Raw genomic sequence first — 18,039 nt, 5'->3', positions numbered from 1 at the left:
GATGGCTGAATTTTTAAGTCAAGATGAAATTGATGCTCTTTTAGATATTGCAGAACAAGGTGAAGATATTGAAACACCTATTGAGAGGATTGTTTCAAAAGAAAAGAATTATTCTATTTATGACTTTAAAAAACCAAATAGAATCTCTGCTGAGCAATTAAAAGCCTTTTCTGCCATGCATGATAAAATGTTAAGAGATTTTATTAATGATTTATCTTCGATGCTTAGAAAAATTGTTGATGTTAAGTTATATTCAATTGAACAAATGACTTATGGGGAATTTATTTTATCAATTCCTCAAATTACTTCATTAAATACTTTATCAATAAAACCACTTGATGGAAGAATTGTAATTGAGTGTAACCCTGCTATTTCACACAAAATTATTGCTGAACTTTTAGGTTCAGGAGCTGTTAATACAAGTGATAATATTGATAGAGAATTAACAGAAATAGAGGTTGAGATTCTTGAACATTTTTATAAAATGTTTATAAAAAATCTATATAAAGCATGGAGTGATATATCTATTCTTAACTATAAGATTGAATCAAGAGATACAAATGCAAATGCAATACAAATTGTTTCTGATCATGAGATAGTTTTGCTTGTAGTTTTAGAAATTACAATTGATGAAGAATCAGGATTTTTATCTATTTGTTATCCTATTTCTTATTATGAACCTTTATTAAATAAAGTGGTTGAAAAAATATTTAGTGAAGGTAAAAACAGAAAATCTAGTAGAAAAAGAGATATTAAAACACTTATATCTGGTGCTAGAATGAGAATAGAAGCAATTATGGCAGAAACTGAATTAACAGCAAGAGACATAATAAATTTAAAGGTTGATGATGTTATTGTATTTAATAAAAATGCAACTTCTTCATCTGCAACAATTTATATAAATAAAAAAGAAAAATTTTCATCAATTTCTGGAATATCAAATAATAGAAAAGCTATTCAAATAAGAGCAAATTTAGATAGAGAAAAACAAGAAACTCTAGACAACTTAAGAGCAATGAGAGAAGAAAGAGAAGTAAAAGCAAAAGAGATGTCAGAAAACATTAGAAAGTTATTAGATCAGAAAGATAAATAAAATTATCTTTCTTAATTAATACTCATAATACTCCAAGAAATAATTTCTCCTGCATACATAGGAATTACACTCTCATTTTTATATTCATAAGCTGTTGGTACTACAAAATCTTTCTTAATTAATTTAATTGTTTTTTTTGCTAAATTTAAATTATAAATTTTTTGAGCATTTAAAGAAATAAATTTATTTAAGTTATCTAAACATCCATGTTTTTCAAAAAGTTGCGTTAATACTTGTAAAGCAATTGGTGATGTGAAAACACCTGCAGCACAACCACAAGACTCTTTTTTATGTTTTGGATGTGGAGCGGAATCACTTCCAAACATCAATTTTGGATGTGCTTTTAATGCAGCACTTAATAAAGCTGTTCTATCTTCAGGTCTTTTTGCAATTGGCTTACAAAATAAATGAGGCTTTAACATACCACCTGCAACATCATCAAGAGTAATTAATAAATGGTGCATTGTAACTGTTGCGTACAAATTATCATATTTATCAAGTAATTCTATAGCATCTTTTGTTGTTATATGTTCCATAATAATTTTAAGTTTTGGAAAAGCTACAGCTAAAGATTCGTAAATAGGCATAAATTCTTTTTCTCTATCCATCACAAAACCATTTGTTTCACCATGGATACATAAAGGAATTCCTAATTTACTCATTGATTCTAAAGTTGGTCTTAGAACTTCAATATCCATTGAAGAAACACCTGTTTCAGAGTTTGTTGTAACTCCAGCAGGATATAGTTTAATTCCTATTATTTGATCTTTTATATCATTTAAAAATTCATAAGTATAATCATTTTTAAAAAACAAAGTTACAAGAGGTTCGAATTTATCTTTATAGCAGGCTTCATTAATTCTTTCTTTATAGGCTAATAAAGCTTCTTTTGTAGTAATAGGTGGCACCAAGTTTGGCATAATTAATGCACCACTAAAAGTTTGAGAAGTTAATGGACCAACAAGACTTAGCATATCTCCATCTCTTAAATGGAGATGCATATCCAAAGGCTCATGTATTTCAAAAGTAGAAATCTCTTCCATTAGATAGCTTCCTCATCTTGCTCACCAGTTCTAATTCTTACAATTTTTTCTACTGGTGAAACAAAAATTTTTCCATCTCCAATTTTTCCAGTTTTTGCAGATTCAATTATTACAGAAATTATAGAATCAACGTTTTCATCAGCAACAATTAACTCTAATTTTATTTTTGGTAAGAAATCAACTACATATTCAGCTCCTCTATAAAGCTCACTATGTCCTTGTTGTCTTCCATAACCTTTTACATCAGATACCGTCATACCAGTAACTCCAGCTTCTGATAATGCATCTTTAACATCTTCAAGTTTAAATGGTTTAATTACAGCTTCAATTTTTTTCACTATCAATCCTTTTTTTAGTTCTTATATTTTAACAAAATTTTTTTAAATTAATATTAGAATGCTCGTTTGAATTCAGGGTAAGCTTCAATACCACACTCTTCAACATCTAATCCTTGCATTTCTTCATCATTTCCAGCTCTTAATGGCATTATTTTATTTATTATATATAAAACTATAAATGAACTAATAAAAGCAAATAAACCAATAAGTAATATACCTTTTAATTGTCCTAATAATGTAATTTTATCATTAGATGCAAAAATACCAACAGCTATTGTTCCCCATATACCATTTAAAAGGTGTACAGATAATGCACCAACAGGATCATCAATTTTCACTTTATCAAAAAATGATACTCCAAAAACAACTAAACAACCACCAAATGCACCAATAAATATTGGCATATAAATATCATATAAATTTGGTCCTGCCGTGATTGCAACTAATCCACCTAAAGCACCATTTAAAATCATTGTTAAGTCTAGTTTTTTATAAACGATTTGCATTATAATTGCAACCATTATAGCACCACTTAATCCAGCTGTGTTTGTATTCATAATTGTTAGTGCAACTAAATCTGCATTTTCTTTACTAGCAATTGAACCTACACTTCCACCATTAAATCCAAACCAACCTATCCATAATAAAAATGCACCTAAAGTTACAAGGGGAATATTTGAAGCAGGGAATACTCTCACACCACCTTCTTTTGTATATCTTCCCTTTCTTGCCCCAATGATCAAAATTGCTGCTAATAAAGCCCATCCACCAGTACTATGAATAACTGTTGAACCTGCTAAATCATACATTGATAATTCTAAAATTGTACCTTTAAGAAAATTCATTCCCCAAGTAACATTAACAACTAAGGGATAAAGAATTGATGCCATTAATATTGTAAATAAAGTAAGTGGTATTATTTTAGCTCTTTCACTAACTCCACCACTCATAATATTTACTACTTTTCCAACAAATGCCATTTGAAATAAAAATGCAGCCCATTTACTCATAGTTTCGCTTCCAAATTCTCCAAAAGCCAAAGAATAACCAAACAATAAAAATGATAAAGATGCAACTGCGTAAATAAGAGTATTTATTGTTAATACCGATGTAACATTTTTTGTTCTAACAATCCCAGCTTCCAGCATTGCAAAGCCAGGTACCATAAAAATTATCAATGTCATCGAAAAAATTGCATACAAAGTGTTAATAATGTAAGAAATAGATTCTATACCCATAAATATCCTTTATTTTTTTGGATATTATAACAGTATAGAAAATATATATAAAAAATTTATTGTATAAAATTTATACAATCAAAGGAAAAATATCCCTTTGATATAAAACTAGACAGCTTCGCTACCTCTTTCTTCAGTTCTAATTCTTACAACTTCATCTAAAGATGAAACAAAGATTTTTCCATCTCCGATTTTTCCAGTTTTTGCTGAACCTACAATTGCATTTATTACTGATTCTACCATCTCATCTTTTACCACTATATCTATCTTGATTTTTGGTAAAAAATCTACTACATATTCTGCCCCTCTATACAGCTCACTATGCCCTTGTTGTCTTCCATAACCTTTTACATCATATACACTCATACCTGTTATTCCTACTTCTACTAAAGCATCTTTAACATCTTCAAGTTTAAATGGTTTTATTATTACTTCTATCTTTTTCATTATTAGTCCTTAACTATGCTCTTTTAAATTCAGGATATGCTTCAAGTCCTGTTTCGTGAATATCAAGACCATTAACTTCTGTCTCCTCATCAACTCTTAATCCCATTATTAAATCTAGTATTTTCCATACAATGAAAGACGATATGAATACAAATGCACCAACTACAACAATACCTTTTACTTGAGTTATAAGTGTAACTTCAGGATTAAAGATACCAACAGCTAATGTTCCCCAAATACCTGCAACTAAGTGAACAGATAAAGCACCAACGGGGTCATCAATTCTAATTTTATCAAAGAAAGGAACAGCAAATACAACTAATGCTCCACCAATTGCACCTTCTATTAAAGCTACATTAATTCCTAAATCTGGTCCTGCTGTACAAGAAACAAGCCCTGCTAATGTACCATTTAAAACCATTGTTAAATCAACTTTTTTATAAATAAGTTGAGTTAAAATAGCTGCTACAATACCACCTATACAAGCAGCCATATTTGTACTTGCAATAACAGAAGCGATTCCATCAATATCTTCTTTTGAACCAAGAGCTAATTGACTCCCACCATTAAATCCAAACCATCCCATCCATAAAATGAATGTTCCAAGTGTTGCCATAGAAAGGTTTGACCCTGGAATTGGTCTTACTTGACCATCTTTCCCAAATTTACCTTTTCTTGCACCTAATATTAAAACACCTGCCAACGCAGCCCATCCACCAACAGAGTGAACAACAGTTGAACCAGCAAAATCAGAGAATCCTGTAATTAGTCCACCTAATTCTGAACCTCCCCATGACCAATGTCCTTGGATTGGATAGATAACACCCGATAATACAGCTGTAAAAATTAGAAATGGCCACAATTTCATTCTTTCTGCAATTGTTCCTGAAATAACAGAAGCAGCAGTTGCAACAAACACAACTTGAAAAAAGAAGTCAGCCATTACAGGATAACCTAAAGCTTCACTTGTTCTTCCAGATAACATAGCTCCACTTCCAATTATTGCATTTCCTTCACCATACATAAAGTTGTATCCTACAAAATAGAACACAATGCAAGAGATTGAAAACAACGCAATATTTTTAGTTAAAACTGTTGCTGTATTTTTTGTTCTTGTTAAACCAGATTCAAGCATAGCAAATCCAGCTGCCATCCACATTACAAGGATTCCTGCAAATAAAAACAGAAAACCATCTAAAATATATTTTACGTCAGTAAAATTTTCCATAAGACTCCTTTGTCAATTGTCAATTTATCTGAGTAAATTATATAAATTTTATATCACATTGTAAACATTACACTGTTCATTTTATATACATCAATTTGTGTTTTATGTATCTTTAAATACTTAAAGCGAGAACTTAAATTTTTATTATATAATCACAAATAAATTATATTATGAAAGTACTGGTTAATAAAATGTTCAAAAGGCTCTTAAATAAGTCAAAAACTACAGAAGAAGATTTTTTAAAAGAATTATTAAATCCAAATATGAACAATGAGAAATTGAATAAAATCTATCGTGAGCTAGATTTAAATTTAAATGATCTTCATTTTAATGACGAATTAATTCTTCATTATTGTTGTAAAAAAGATTTATTTCAATCTGTAATTTGGCTTATATCAAATGGAATCAATGCTGAAGCAGAAAATTCACAAAAAGAAACTGCTATATTTTATGCAATTCACTCAAAAAGTAGTGCAATATTACAAACATTAATTGATAATAAAATTGATATAAATCATTTAAACATTCATAATAGAACTGCACTTCAAGATGCAGTAATTAGTGCAAATAATCGAATTGTTACTTATTTATTACAAGTAACAAAGGCTTTAGCTAACTGTGATATTCATGGAAATAATCTAATCTTTGATGCTGTTGCAAATGGAAATATAGAAATTATAAAAAAAATTGGTTCATTAAAAGAAGTTAATATTAATCAAATTAATTTAGCTGGAAATACAATCCTTCATAAAGAAATTGTTTTAAAAAACAATGATTTAGCGCTATTACTTATGGAATTAGGTGCAAACCCAACAATTCTTGATAAAAATGGAAAAAACTTCTTATTTTATGCCATTTCAAAAGGTATAAATAATATTAGTATTATACACAAAGCTGTGGATTTAGGTTGTGATATTAATAGTAGAAGTGCAGAAAATAAAACTCTTTTAATGGAATCAATTAACTACTTTTTAAATACACCAAAAGATAATACTGAATTAAAATCAGCTCACTTAGAAATGATAAAAGAGTTAATTCACTTAGGTGTAAATGTTGATGCACTTGATAATAACAATGAAAATGCATTTTTCTTAGTTACAAGAAGTGAAGATAGAGATTTAATAAATAGTTTCCTAGAAGATTGTAAAGTAAATTTAAATCATCAAAATAATCAAGGAGATACTGTTTTATTAATTCTTGTATTAAATGGTATAAGAAATAGTGATTTAATCAAATTATATTTAGAAAAAGGTGCAAATCCCGATTTAGAAAATACATCAGGAAAAACAATCATTGAAATATTAATTGATATAATTTTATATTCAGAAAATAGAAAACCTTTAGACTTTGAATATGAAATATTACTAAATGAAAATGCTGAATACGCTAATGTTTTGGAAAATATTTTAAGAAATTATAGTGTCGATATAAATAAATTAAATTCAAAAGGTGAGCCATTATTTTTTGATTCTATTGTTCATTTTAATTTTAAATTATTTAAATTATTAAGAACAAAAAATATTAATTTGAACCAAAGAGATAAAGATGGTAATAACATCATTTTTAAATTAATGGACTATAACAACAAAAATTTAATCAAAGATAAAAAACTTTATTTAAATACGATAAAAAGTCTTGTAAATGCTGGTGTCGATGTAAATGCAAAAAACAATGAAGGATTAACTGCTCTTCATGTTGCTGTTGGTGAAAAGTGTGAATATACAATTAGGCTTCTTTTAGAACTGAGAGCAGATTGTTTTATCACAGATAAACAAGGAAGAAGTATAATTCATACTTGTATTTGGAAAAACACAACTAAATACTTTAAACTACTTCACCATTATAATAAAGATTTAGTAAATCTTCCCGATAAGTACGGAGTTAGACCTATTAATTATGCAGCATTTATGGGAAAAAAAGATTTAGTTATTGAGATGCTTGATGTTGGAGCATTAGTTAATAATCCTTTAAAAAAAGATCCTAAAATGTTGCAATTTCTTGAAAAATTTCATCCAAATATTGTAAATCTTACAAAAAATGTAAATAGTGAAATTGATTCCGTAAATTTAAGATTATTAGCTGAAAATATGCAAAAAGAATTTAATATCAAAAAATAGTATCGTATTTTTACTGTATGAAATATATACAGATATATTATAAACTATTCTAACTATTTTTATATAATATGATAAAAAATATACAGGATTCAAAATGAAAGAGTTTTTTGAAACATATATACAACATCAAGAAGATATTGAATACTTTTTGCAAGAGAGTCTAAAGAATTCAGGTGATTTATCAAATCATAAGAAAATAGATTTCAAACAACTGTATAAAATATTTCCTTATTTAGAGCTGATTTATATAGTAAATAAAGATACCAAAATTCAAACATCAAATAATTTTTATAAATATAAAATAGATGAAAATGCAATGGGTAAAGATAGATCTCATTTAATATCAAAGTTACATTTTAAAGAATCTAACATTGCTTTTTCACCACCTTATATTAGTAGTGCAACAAGTAGTAATTGTGTAACTGTAAGTATAAAAGAAGGTGATGAAATATTTTTCTTAGATTTCCAAATTGATATTTTATTACAAAAATTAAATCTAATAGAACTAAATAAACCTTTCCATAGTATTACAAAAGCATTTTATATAATTGCAGGTTTTTCTATGATGGTGTTAGCTTTAATTACTATAATATTTTCATTATATGATTTTATTGCGTATCTATTTTCTATACATGATTTGTCTTTAGAGATGATATTCAAGCCTATTATTGCCTTAACATTGAGTATTGCAATTTTTGACTTGGCAAAAACTATACTTGAACAGGAAGTATTTTTTAAATCCTATTCTAAGAATTCAAAATTAGAAACAAAAATTCTAACAAAATTCTTAACAACTATTATTATTGCTCTTTCAATAGAAGCCCTAATTGTTGTATTTAAAATTGCAATTAATGATTATGACCAAATGATAAATGCCTTTTATTTAATTGCTGGTATTGCATTAATACTTATTTCTTTAACAGTTTTTATTTTTTATTCAACAAAAAAAGACAAACACATTCAATAAATATTCTACTTACAAAATATTATCTAATTGATTTTATTTTGTAAGTGATTAATCTATTGGAACAGTTATTTTAAATAATGCACCTTTTAACTCTTTATCATTATAAGTATATTTCTCATTGGAAACTTCAATAGTACCATTTATATGTTTTACAATTATCTCTTGAGACATATAAAGACCAATTCCCGTGCCTTTACTTTTATGTTTTGTTGTGAAGTATGGCTCAAAAATTCTATCTATTATTTCATCTTTTATTCCACCTGCACTATCTTTTATTTTGATAATTAAGGATTTGTCTTCTTTATACATGTCAATAAAAATCAATCGTTCTTTTTCATTTTCAACTTTACACAATTCATCTTTTGCATTATTTAAAATATTTATAACAACTTGTGATAACTCATTTTCAAAGGTATAAACACTCAGTTCTTCTATATTTTTAATTATTTCAATATGTTTATTAAAAGAATCTATACTAACCATATTTATACATCTAGTTGAAAATACTTTTGTGTTAAATAAATTTTTTTCATTGTTTGGAGAAAAATAATATCTAAAATCATCAATAGTATTTGATAAATAAGTTGCAGTATCAATAATATGCACCAATGATTCTTCATTTTCTTTATCATCTAAAACTCCATACTCTTTTTTTAATTTTAAGGATGAAGCTATAGTTGTAATAACTGATAAAGGTTGTCTCCATTGATGGGCAATATTTCCTATCATTTCTCCCATTGCTGCCATTTTATTTTGTTGAAATAAAGCTAAATTTTTCTCATCATTTTTTGAAATCTCATCACTTACAGTTTTTTCTAAAAATATATTTAACTCTTTTAATTTTTTTGAATAAAGGAAATATCCTATTAGAAAAATTGTTGTACATAAAAGTACTACAAAAAAAGTCAAATACCAAAACGCATGTATTTTAAATAGTTCGATTTCTGAAATATCTATAGTATTTAATTTTTTGACAATTAAAAAATTTGCTAATTTTTTTGATGATTGAGAAATAGGAACATTTATTATAAAATTTCCATCTTTTATTAAATACTCTTTTGAATCAAAAATAGTTTCTAAATCTTGTTTCTCTAAATATTTCAAAGTCTCTTTATCTGCAGAAATATTGGCAACATATAAGTTTTGCAAGAAAACTTTTGAAAAATTATTTTCTTTTAACTGATCTGTAAATTCTTTTTGAACAACTATAAATGATTCTAAATTATCTGAATCTTCCAAAGATTTTGTAATAGAATTAAAGTGAGTAATAATTTCTAAAATACCTAAAAATTGTTTATTGTGATAAATAGGAACTATTGATTTAAAAGTAATATCATATTTACCTATGCTAATTGTGCTTTCAATATGAGGATTTTTATATAATATTTGTAAATCCATTCTTATATTTTTAATTTTATCAAACTTATCTTGAGTCCAACTTCTATAAATAGAGATTCCATCTTTATCTACTAAATGAAACCAAACATTTTTAAAATCTGTATATTCTTTTAATTTATCTGATAACTCAACTAAATCATATTTATCACGATTTAATAAAGCCTCTTTTATTCTTGGATTTTCAGCAAGGGTAATAGCCATAGCTAATGTGGCATTTCGTTTAGTATTAATTAATGCATATACTTTTTCTTTTAAATTATTTGAAAGATTGCTATATTTTTTTTCAAATAGTTGATTCTCTTTTTCAAGGATAAAATAGATTCCCATAAATATTGAAATTAATAAAGTTAAAACGGATAAAGCCATTATGAAAAGTATATATTTATTTTTTTTCATTTTTCTACTTTTAATTAATTTGTATTTATTATTACACAATTTAGATTAAAAAAATTATTTTCGACAAATTTAATTTAAATGTCTATTTAATATACAGAAATATAGGAAATTTTTATTTTTATACAGTATAATATTTTTTAATCTGGTAGGGTAATGATTAAAAAAAGAGGTGGTATATTATGCAAGATTTTATTGCAGAAGATGGAATTTCAAAAGAAATACTAAATTCAGCTAAACTTTTACAAGCTGTTCAAGTTAATGCACTTATTTTAGGTAACGCTGGCACGGGGAAAAAATCCCTAGCAAAATATATATTGCCTAATTCTGATATTTATGAAGCTAAAATTTTACAAAAAGATATTAATGATGATATTCTTCTTTTACAAAATGAAGCTATTATTATTGATAAAATAAATGAAATTACTAATATTGATTTGTTTCTAAAGTGGTTAGACGATAACAATATTAGAGTAATAGCAATTTCAAATACAGAAAATCTTAATCAAAAGTTAAAAGATATTTTTTCGATTAATCTTGAAATACCCAACCTAAATAAAAGAGAAGAAGATACCAAAGCTTTAGTAAACAAGTTTTCGCAAGAAGCCAGTTCTATTTTAGATTTACCAAAAATTCCCTCTTCAAAACTTATAGTTAACATTTCAAATAATACCCATAGCCTAAGAAAATCCATCTACTTCTCATATCTTTTTGAAACAATTGGAGAACATGAAATCTTAATGTTCTTAGAAAAATACCTAAGTGAAAATTTAAGAGGAGAAAACTCATATAAAGATTTATCATATATTTTTGAAGTTCCTTTACTAAAAGCTTCTACAAAAAAATATAAATCCCAAGTTCAAGTTGCTAAACATCTTGGATTAAATAGAATTACTTTACGAAAGAAATTGGAAATTTATAAAGATTTATTATGATTGATTTAAATATACAAATTGAAGAGTTAATCTCAAATAACGCTACTGATTTTCAAATTTCAAAAGTTTTCAAAACTTATTATAAAAATTATTTAGACTCAATTGATACCACTGTTGAAACTACAGGTGGAAAAGATTTTTTTATAAAACATACAAAACATACTGATAAATTTTTAATTTTACTTTACAAGTATATTTTACGAAAAAATTTCGCTTCTCATCAACCCATGAGTACATCAATTCCTATTAGTTTAATTGCACTTGGATCTTATGGAAGAGAACAACTTTGTATCTATTCAGATATTGATATTATGATTTTATATGAAAATATCAAAGGTTATAATTTAAAAGCAATTATGGAAGAGTTTATAACTTTAGCTTGGGATTGTGGATTGAAATTAGGTTCAAGAGTTCATGAATTAAAAGAAGTAAGTGAAGCTGTAAAAGAAGATATTACTATAAAAAGTTCTATTTTAGAATCAAGATTAATTTACGGTTCTAAAATCTTATGGTATGGATATGAGAATGTTTTAAGTAAAATTAGAAAAACAAATCAAAAAGGTTTTATATTAGACAAATTAGAAGAACATAAACAAAGACTTTTAAAATATCCACTAACAATGGAGCCAAATATCAAAGATGGTTATGGTGGAATTAGAGAATCAAATATGATGTATTGGATGGCAAATATTTTGTATGGTGCTACAAATACAAAAGAGTTAATTGGTATTCAATATACAGAAGATGAATATAAAAAATATAGACAAGCTTTAGAGTTTATATTTCAAGTAAGAAATGCTTTACATAATATTGCAAGAAAAAAACTAGACCAAGTAACCCTTGATGTTTTGCCTGATTTAAGTTTAAAACTTGGATTTAAAAATAAACCAAGATATACAAAAGATAGACAATGTATGTCTAAGATTTTATCTTGTTTACATATTATTCATAATTTCACGGCAACTATGGTTAAAAAGTTTACTAGAGAAACTCTTTTTGATGCAACAAATATAATAAAACTAAAAAAACTAAGATTCAAAAAAAATCTTTATATTTTAGATAATACTTTATATTGTTCATTCCATAGAAAAGAGCAAACTTTAAATTCATTATTAAAAGAGCTAATTGAGCTTCCTTTAAATGTTGAAAGATTTGATAGATCTTATATTTATTATGCAAGTAAAGTAAAACTTCCAAATGTACAAACAAAAGAGTTAAAGAAAAATATTAAAACAATTTTATGTAAACCAAATTTATATCCTTTGATGAAATTAATTTATAATGCAGGTTTATTTCAAGCAGTACTTCCAAGTACAAAAAAAATCATTGATCAACCTCAATTTGATGGTTATCATACACATCCTGTTGATATTCACTCTTTAAAAACTTTGAAATTTTCTCAAAATATTGAAAATGAATATATAAAATCAATATTTGAAGAATTAACAAGTGAACAAAAAATACTGGTTAGATTAGTCTCTTTTTTCCATGATATTGGGAAAGGAAGAACAGATGATCATCATATACTTGGAGAGAAATTATTTAAAAGTATGATGAAATCATTTGATTTTAGTGAAGAGTTTATAAAACTAGGAGCAAGACTTGTAAGGTATCATAATATGATGTCTTATATGGCAACCCATGAAGATATATATTCTGAAAAAACTATTTTAAATTTTACTGGTTTAATTAAAACAAAAGAGGCATTAAAACTTCTATATGCTATTACATATAGCGATATTTCAGCTGTTGGTAAAAATATTTTTAACAGCTCAACAGAATCACTTTTAAAACAGCTTTATCTTCAGTCACTTCCTGCTTTTGAAAATGAAGATTTTTTAAATGAAAGTAAAAGAAGAATTGCAAAACAAAATGCAATTAAAAAACTTGATAAATATAAAGAATTACCAGTTGTACTACAAAAGAAAATCATGTACATAGCTTCTAATCAAATTTTCTTAAGATTAAAAGCTGAAGATATTTTGGATATTGCAATAAAAGCAAAAGATGTAGATACATATATTTATAAAATAATAAATGATTCACAATTAACAATAAGAATAATAAGAAAATCACCTTTAAATTTAGGATATTTACTAGGAAAATTGGAGTTTTTAAATATTGCTTCTATGAATATTTTTAAACTTTATGACAATAAAAAAGCTTTTGATATATCTTTTTCAGAAAAGATTGATACAGAAGATTTATTTTTTATAGAAGAGATAATAAAAGACTCTTTTGATATGAGTAAAACAACCATTACAAAAACTCCAATTATAAATAGAGATGGTATAAAAATTGATTGCAACCACTCTTCATATTTAGCTTCTATGCAACTCATAGCAAAAGATCAAAAAGGTTTATTTGCATATATTGCTAGAATTTTTGATGATTTTAACTTAGATATAGAAAGTGCAAAACTTCATACATTAAATGGTTATGCAAGGGATTTAATATTAATAGAAAAAAATGGCAATTTCTGTTCAAAACAAGAAGAAGTTTTAGATTTGATTTGTGTCAATGAAGAAAAAGATTAATTTTTTTAAATTAATCTTTGTAAATGCTTGTAAAATAAAAATGTACAAAGAATTAGCATAAAGCTAACTCTTTTGCTCCTTTAAAATCTTTTTTTCCAGTTCCTAGTTTTGGAATATCTTCTACTATTTTTATAGTTGAGGGAATCATTAGTTTATTATCAAAACTGCTTATCATTTTCTCTTTTAGATTTGATACAAACTCTTCACTTACATTTGAAATTAAAAGAACTATTTTTTCACCTTTTTTTTCATCTTCAATTGAAGTTACAATAAAATCAACCAAAGAGTCTTCACCTAAAGCTACTATTTTTGAGATTTTTTCTTCCACAGCTCCTAAACTTATCATTTCTCCAGCAAGTTTTGCAAATCTTGAATATCTATCAACAATAGTTAAAAAACCATCTTCATCCAATCTTCCTTTGTCACCCGTAATATAATAGGTTTTGCCTTTTAATTTTTTTAGCACTTGTGAAGTTTTTACCTCATCATTTAAATAACCTTTCATCACTTGAATACCACAAATTAGAATCATTCCCTCTTCATTTGTAGCTAATTCTTCAAAAGTCAAAGGGTCAACTATTTTTATTGTAGTTCCAGGAATTGCCATTCCAACTGTTCCTATTTTATTTCCAACTTGAACACTAAAATCATCAGGAGCTAAAACATCTGGCAAATTACAAGCTGCAACGGGTGAAGTTTCACTTGTTCCATAACCTTCAAGAATATCTTTTCCAAATTTCTTTTTAAAATCGTATCTTACATCTTCTCTTAATTTCTCAGCACCAGCCACACAAAGTCGCAGACTTTCAAACATCAAAGGATGTACTTTTGAGTTTTTCGTATAAAGTCTAAAGAAAGTTGAAGTTCCAGTCATTATTGTGGCTTTATATTGAGAAACTAACTTTCCAATTCCTAAACCATCTGTTGGGTCTGGATGACAAACACATTTTATTCCCTCAATCAAAGGTAAAAAGGTAGTAACAACTATTCCAAAAGCATGAAATAATGGTAAAGAACCCACCATAATATCATCATCATTTGCATTGATAATATTTGCTATTTGTTGAGAATTTCCTAAAATATTATCTCCACTTAATTCTACACCTTTTGGAGTTCCCTCACTTCCTGATGAGAACAAAATTAAAACTGTATCACTCTTTGAAGTTTTAGTTAAATGAATTGCTTTTAATATAAAACTTGGAATTAATTTCACACTAAAATATGTAACTATTCCTTTTGGTCTTGATATTTTCTCTTTTAAATCTTCCACATAAATTACCTCAACCATTTCAAGGATTTCTTTTATATTTATTCCTTTGTTTTCAAGTTTTTCTATAAACTTTTTTGAGGCGATTATTGTTTTTATTTGAGCTGATTGAACGGCTGTTTTTAAAGAGTTTAATTCACTTGTATAGTTTAGATTTATTATAGTTTTTCCCATCATTAAAACCGCATAATTTATAAATGCTCCAGCAGCAGTAGATGGAAGTAATAAACCTATATTTTGCCCTTTAATTTCAGCCTTTAACAAGTTTTTAAATATAATTGAAACGGTTAAAAATCTCTCTCCACTTAATTCAAGTCCAGTTGAATCTGCAAAAATCATATTTGAACCAACCTCTTTTAATCTATCAAAGATAGTTTCATTTAGTGGTTTTAAATCTCTTATATGCTCTTGCCAAGATTTTGTAGATAGTTTTATTAGCTCTTGTTTTACACTTATGATATTTGCTTTTTCTTTTCTCATCATTCTTGAAAATGATACTGTTACATTATTTGTTTTATTTGATTTTTTGAACTTTTTACTTGCTCGTGAAAACATTGATTCCCAAAGTCCTCTGATATAAAAAGGAACAACGATTACATCTGTAGTTGTTAGTTCTAATATTTTTTCAAAACCTTTTTTAAACTCTCCTAAGTGACCATTTCTTGTAATTGCACCCTCAGGGAAAACAACAACTACATTTCCAGCATCCAACTCTTTTGCAATTGTTTGAATTGTATTTTTACTTGAACCATTTGAAATTGGAATTGCTTTGAAAATTTTTAAAAGCCAATTTAAATACCATTTTTCATAAATTGGTTTATGCATTACAAATCGCACTTCCCTTGGAGTTGCCATTAAAACAACAGCCCAATCTATCCATGAAATATGATTTCCTAAAAGTAAAACTCCACCAGATGCTGGAATATTTTTTACACCATTTACTTCAAGTTTGTATTTTAATCCAACGATTCTTTTTAAGAAAAGTAAAATCAAAGATTGCGGTAGTTTATAAATTGTATAAAATGTTCCGATAACTGTGATTAATAAAATCAAATAAAGCGTATTTAATGGGTCTAACTCATAATATGAAACTGTTGTAGTTAATGCCAACATCAAAAACATAGCTAATGAATTAAACCAGTTATTTCCAGCAAGAATAGTTCCTAAAACTCTCTTTTTAGCATTAAATTGGATTAAAGCATTTAAAGGAACAACAAACAATCCTCCAAAAATTCCAAACACTAAAAAACTAATCCCTAAAAGAAATGGAGTTTGAACAACTGTTGATATATAAATCATCAAAGCCATTCCCAAAGCTGCAAGGGGAATTGTTCCTATTTCTATATAGTGTTTTGAGATTTTTGAATACAATATTGAACCAATGGCAATTCCAATGCCAGAAGCTCCAATAACTCCATTTATCATAAAGACATCTGTTATTCCTAAATACTCTTTTACATAAGAAGGAAATACTGCCATCAAAGCTTGTGAAACTCCCCAAAATACTGACAATCCAATTACTGATAAAGAGATGATATTATTTGCAAATATTACTTCTATATTTTTAGATAGAAGTTTCCCTTTAAATAACTCATTTTTATCTAAAGTTAGAGTTTCATTTTTAGTGTAAGTTGTATTTATTCTTCTTAAAAACAAAAATGAAATTACCATTTCTAAAAATGCAACTGGCAAAATATAATATGTCAAAGGTAAAATTGCTTTTAAAAGTTCCTCTTTTGTAGCAAGTGAAGCTAAATTATTTAGATTATAGTAGTTTTCAAATACATAAGAAGCAGTTGCAATTGAAAATAAAATAGCGATAATTGAAGTTGCTTGTAAAACTGCATTTCCATTTGAAAGATTTTTCTTACCATAAATATCAATAATCAATCCAAACTTTGCAGGTGAATAAATTGCACTTTGAACAGCTAATAAAACCAAAGAGAACATTGCAAAATAAAAATTCTCACTCATATAAGAAATCACCATTAAAATGGATAAACAAAATGATGATATAGCTCCATAAATCAAGATATTCTTTTTGTTATATTTATCAGATAAATATCCACTAACAGTAAATAAAAGCAAAAATGGAATAATAATCAAAGCATTTATAATAGAAATCCAAATAACCTGATTACTTCCATCAAATACTTTAAATGCAATATTTTGCAAAAACACTTTATGTGCAACATCCACGATTACATTACAAAAAACTACAAATAAAAATGCCATTTTTATTGCTAGAATATTGTTTATCTTGTTCATTTATTTATCCTTTTTTAGTTCAAGAATTGTTTGTTTATTAAAAATATATGGTTTGAGTGAGTTTAGAATATTTAAAACTAAAATTTCAGGAATTGTTCCTGTTTTATCAAAAACTTTTTGTGATAACTCTTTTTCAAGAAGGGCAAGTTTTTTACTTGTATTAATATACTCTTCCACAAGTTCTAGTGAAATATCATATTTTAATAATTCATCAAAAATCTCTAAAATCTCTATTTCTGTTTTAAAATATATCTCTTTATCTTCCAGTAAACCAATATTTATTGCTTCTTGTAGATTTTTATTTATTAGTTTCTCTTTTGAAATTGGATTTTTTATCTCACTTGAAATCATCTCAATTGATTGAAGGATTAACTCACTTCTATTTTCAAAATCAACATTATAATAATCAAAAAGTTCTTTTATGTAATCAATTGAAAAATTTAAATTCTCTTTGAAATATACAATCAGATTTAAAACAGTAACTGTAATCTCTGGATAATATTTCATATTAATTGAAGTGCTTACACTATTTGGAATCAAACCTTTTTTATCATAAAAAGAGATTGTGTGATTACTTAGATTTGTAATTTCAACAAGTTCAGACATTTTGTAATAGTTTTTCTCTTCTATTATTTTCATTTAAAAACCTCTATTAAAAGTAAAGAGTTAAGCTCTTTACTTTTTGAAGTATATATATTTTTCTACCTATTGTCAAGAGCATATAAGTTTTTTTTGATAAAATGAAAATCTTAACTTAAATAAACAATCAA

13 protein-coding genes are annotated in these 18,039 nt (G+C 26.4%); 5 read left to right on the top strand and 8 right to left on the bottom strand.

The genetic code is table 11. From position 1 onward, the window contains the following. Position 1: 1 nt before the first annotated feature. Positions 2-1,093 (top strand): flagellar motor switch protein FliM, encoded by a 1,092-nt coding sequence (gene fliM / locus AVENP_RS01685; RefSeq protein ID WP_128359199.1) that lies wholly within the window; start codon positions 2-4, stop codon positions 1,091-1,093. 11 nt (positions 1,094-1,104) lie between these two features. Here the strand turns inward: fliM and pyrC are convergent, their stop codons facing one another. From pyrC to AVENP_RS01660, 5 genes are all read right to left on the bottom strand, one after another. Further along, positions 1,105-2,136 (bottom strand): dihydroorotase, encoded by a 1,032-nt coding sequence (gene pyrC, locus AVENP_RS01680; RefSeq protein ID WP_128359198.1) that lies wholly within the window; start codon positions 2,134-2,136, stop codon positions 1,105-1,107. Further along, entirely contained in the window at positions 2,136-2,474 is a 339-nt protein-coding gene (locus AVENP_RS01675; RefSeq protein ID WP_128359197.1) for a P-II family nitrogen regulator, read from the bottom strand. The genes pyrC and AVENP_RS01675 overlap by 1 nt, the downstream gene beginning before the upstream one ends. Positions 2,475-2,527: 53 nt before the next feature. Then, positions 2,528-3,712 carry an ammonium transporter gene (locus AVENP_RS01670; RefSeq protein WP_128359196.1) on the bottom strand — a complete coding sequence of 395 codons (1,185 nt, stop codon included), beginning with the start codon at positions 3,710-3,712 and terminating at the stop codon, positions 2,528-2,530. A gap of 108 nt (positions 3,713-3,820) precedes the next feature. Continuing rightward, on the bottom strand, positions 3,821-4,159 hold the full coding sequence (locus tag AVENP_RS01665) for a P-II family nitrogen regulator (RefSeq protein WP_128357500.1): 339 nt from the start codon (positions 4,157-4,159) through the stop codon (positions 3,821-3,823). A gap of 13 nt (positions 4,160-4,172) precedes the next feature. Further along, the gene (locus tag AVENP_RS01660) at positions 4,173-5,387 is read right to left on the bottom strand and encodes an ammonium transporter family protein (RefSeq protein WP_128359195.1); all 1,215 of its coding nucleotides are present in this window, start codon (positions 5,385-5,387) and stop codon (positions 4,173-4,175) included. A 191-nt stretch (positions 5,388-5,578) separates the two neighbouring features. Here AVENP_RS01660 and AVENP_RS01655 point away from each other — a divergent pair, with 191 nt between their 5' ends. Beyond that, a complete protein-coding gene (locus AVENP_RS01655) occupies positions 5,579-7,504 on the top strand; it encodes an ankyrin repeat domain-containing protein (RefSeq protein WP_128359314.1) in 1,926 nt (641 codons plus the stop codon). A gap of 94 nt (positions 7,505-7,598) precedes the next feature. Then, positions 7,599-8,471 (top strand): hypothetical protein, encoded by an 873-nt coding sequence (locus AVENP_RS01650; RefSeq protein WP_128359194.1) that lies wholly within the window; start codon positions 7,599-7,601, stop codon positions 8,469-8,471. A 48-nt stretch (positions 8,472-8,519) separates the two neighbouring features. On the opposite strand, the gene AVENP_RS01645 is transcribed toward AVENP_RS01650, so the two are convergent. Beyond that, positions 8,520-10,265, bottom strand: a complete 1,746-nt coding sequence (locus AVENP_RS01645; protein WP_128359193.1) for an ATP-binding protein — start codon at positions 10,263-10,265, stop codon at positions 8,520-8,522. A 179-nt stretch (positions 10,266-10,444) separates the two neighbouring features. Here AVENP_RS01645 and AVENP_RS01640 point away from each other — a divergent pair, with 179 nt between their 5' ends. Both AVENP_RS01640 and AVENP_RS01635 read left to right on the top strand, forming a co-directional pair. Next, positions 10,445-11,197 carry a transcriptional regulator gene (locus AVENP_RS01640; protein ID WP_128359192.1) on the top strand — a complete coding sequence of 251 codons (753 nt, stop codon included), beginning with the start codon at positions 10,445-10,447 and terminating at the stop codon, positions 11,195-11,197. Next, positions 11,194-13,734: a [protein-PII] uridylyltransferase family protein gene (locus tag AVENP_RS01635; protein WP_128359191.1), complete on the top strand. Its 2,541-nt coding sequence runs from the start codon at positions 11,194-11,196 to the stop codon at positions 13,732-13,734. Before AVENP_RS01640 ends, AVENP_RS01635 begins: the two co-directional genes overlap by 4 nt. Before the next feature lie 52 nt (positions 13,735-13,786). Here AVENP_RS01635 and AVENP_RS01630 read toward each other — a convergent pair whose 3' ends face one another. Then, the gene (locus AVENP_RS01630; protein ID WP_128359190.1) at positions 13,787-17,269 is read right to left on the bottom strand and encodes an acyl-[ACP]--phospholipid O-acyltransferase; all 3,483 of its coding nucleotides are present in this window, start codon (positions 17,267-17,269) and stop codon (positions 13,787-13,789) included. Then, a complete protein-coding gene (locus tag AVENP_RS01625) occupies positions 17,270-17,908 on the bottom strand; it encodes a helix-turn-helix domain-containing protein (RefSeq protein WP_128359189.1) in 639 nt (212 codons plus the stop codon). Positions 17,909-18,039 lie beyond the last annotated feature (131 nt).

It is taken from the genome of Arcobacter venerupis, from assembly GCF_013201665.1.
Lineage (GTDB): Bacteria > Campylobacterota > Campylobacteria > Campylobacterales > Arcobacteraceae > Aliarcobacter > Aliarcobacter venerupis.
This window is presented reverse-complemented; position numbering and strand designations above follow the sequence as displayed.

Excerpts from the sequence above, each read along its gene's own strand:
- fliM (WP_128359199.1), top strand. The coding sequence starts at position 2 with ATGGCTGAATTTTTAAGTCAAGATGAAATTGATGCTCTTTTAGATATT.
- pyrC (WP_128359198.1), bottom strand. The coding sequence starts at position 2,136 with ATGGAAGAGATTTCTACTTTTGAAATACATGAGCCTTTGGATATGCAT.
- AVENP_RS01670 (WP_128359196.1), bottom strand. The coding sequence starts at position 3,712 with ATGGGTATAGAATCTATTTCTTACATTATTAACACTTTGTATGCAATT.
- AVENP_RS01665 (WP_128357500.1), bottom strand. The coding sequence starts at position 4,159 with ATGAAAAAGATAGAAGTAATAATAAAACCATTTAAACTTGAAGATGTT.
- AVENP_RS01660 (WP_128359195.1), bottom strand. The coding sequence starts at position 5,387 with ATGGAAAATTTTACTGACGTAAAATATATTTTAGATGGTTTTCTGTTT.
- AVENP_RS01655 (WP_128359314.1), top strand. The coding sequence starts at position 5,579 with ATGTTCAAAAGGCTCTTAAATAAGTCAAAAACTACAGAAGAAGATTTT.
- AVENP_RS01650 (WP_128359194.1), top strand. The coding sequence starts at position 7,599 with ATGAAAGAGTTTTTTGAAACATATATACAACATCAAGAAGATATTGAA.
- AVENP_RS01645 (WP_128359193.1), bottom strand. The coding sequence starts at position 10,265 with ATGAAAAAAAATAAATATATACTTTTCATAATGGCTTTATCCGTTTTA.
- AVENP_RS01640 (WP_128359192.1), top strand. The coding sequence starts at position 10,445 with ATGCAAGATTTTATTGCAGAAGATGGAATTTCAAAAGAAATACTAAAT.
- AVENP_RS01635 (WP_128359191.1), top strand. The coding sequence starts at position 11,194 with ATGATTGATTTAAATATACAAATTGAAGAGTTAATCTCAAATAACGCT.
- AVENP_RS01630 (WP_128359190.1), bottom strand. The coding sequence starts at position 17,269 with ATGAACAAGATAAACAATATTCTAGCAATAAAAATGGCATTTTTATTT.
- AVENP_RS01625 (WP_128359189.1), bottom strand. The coding sequence starts at position 17,908 with ATGAAAATAATAGAAGAGAAAAACTATTACAAAATGTCTGAACTTGTT.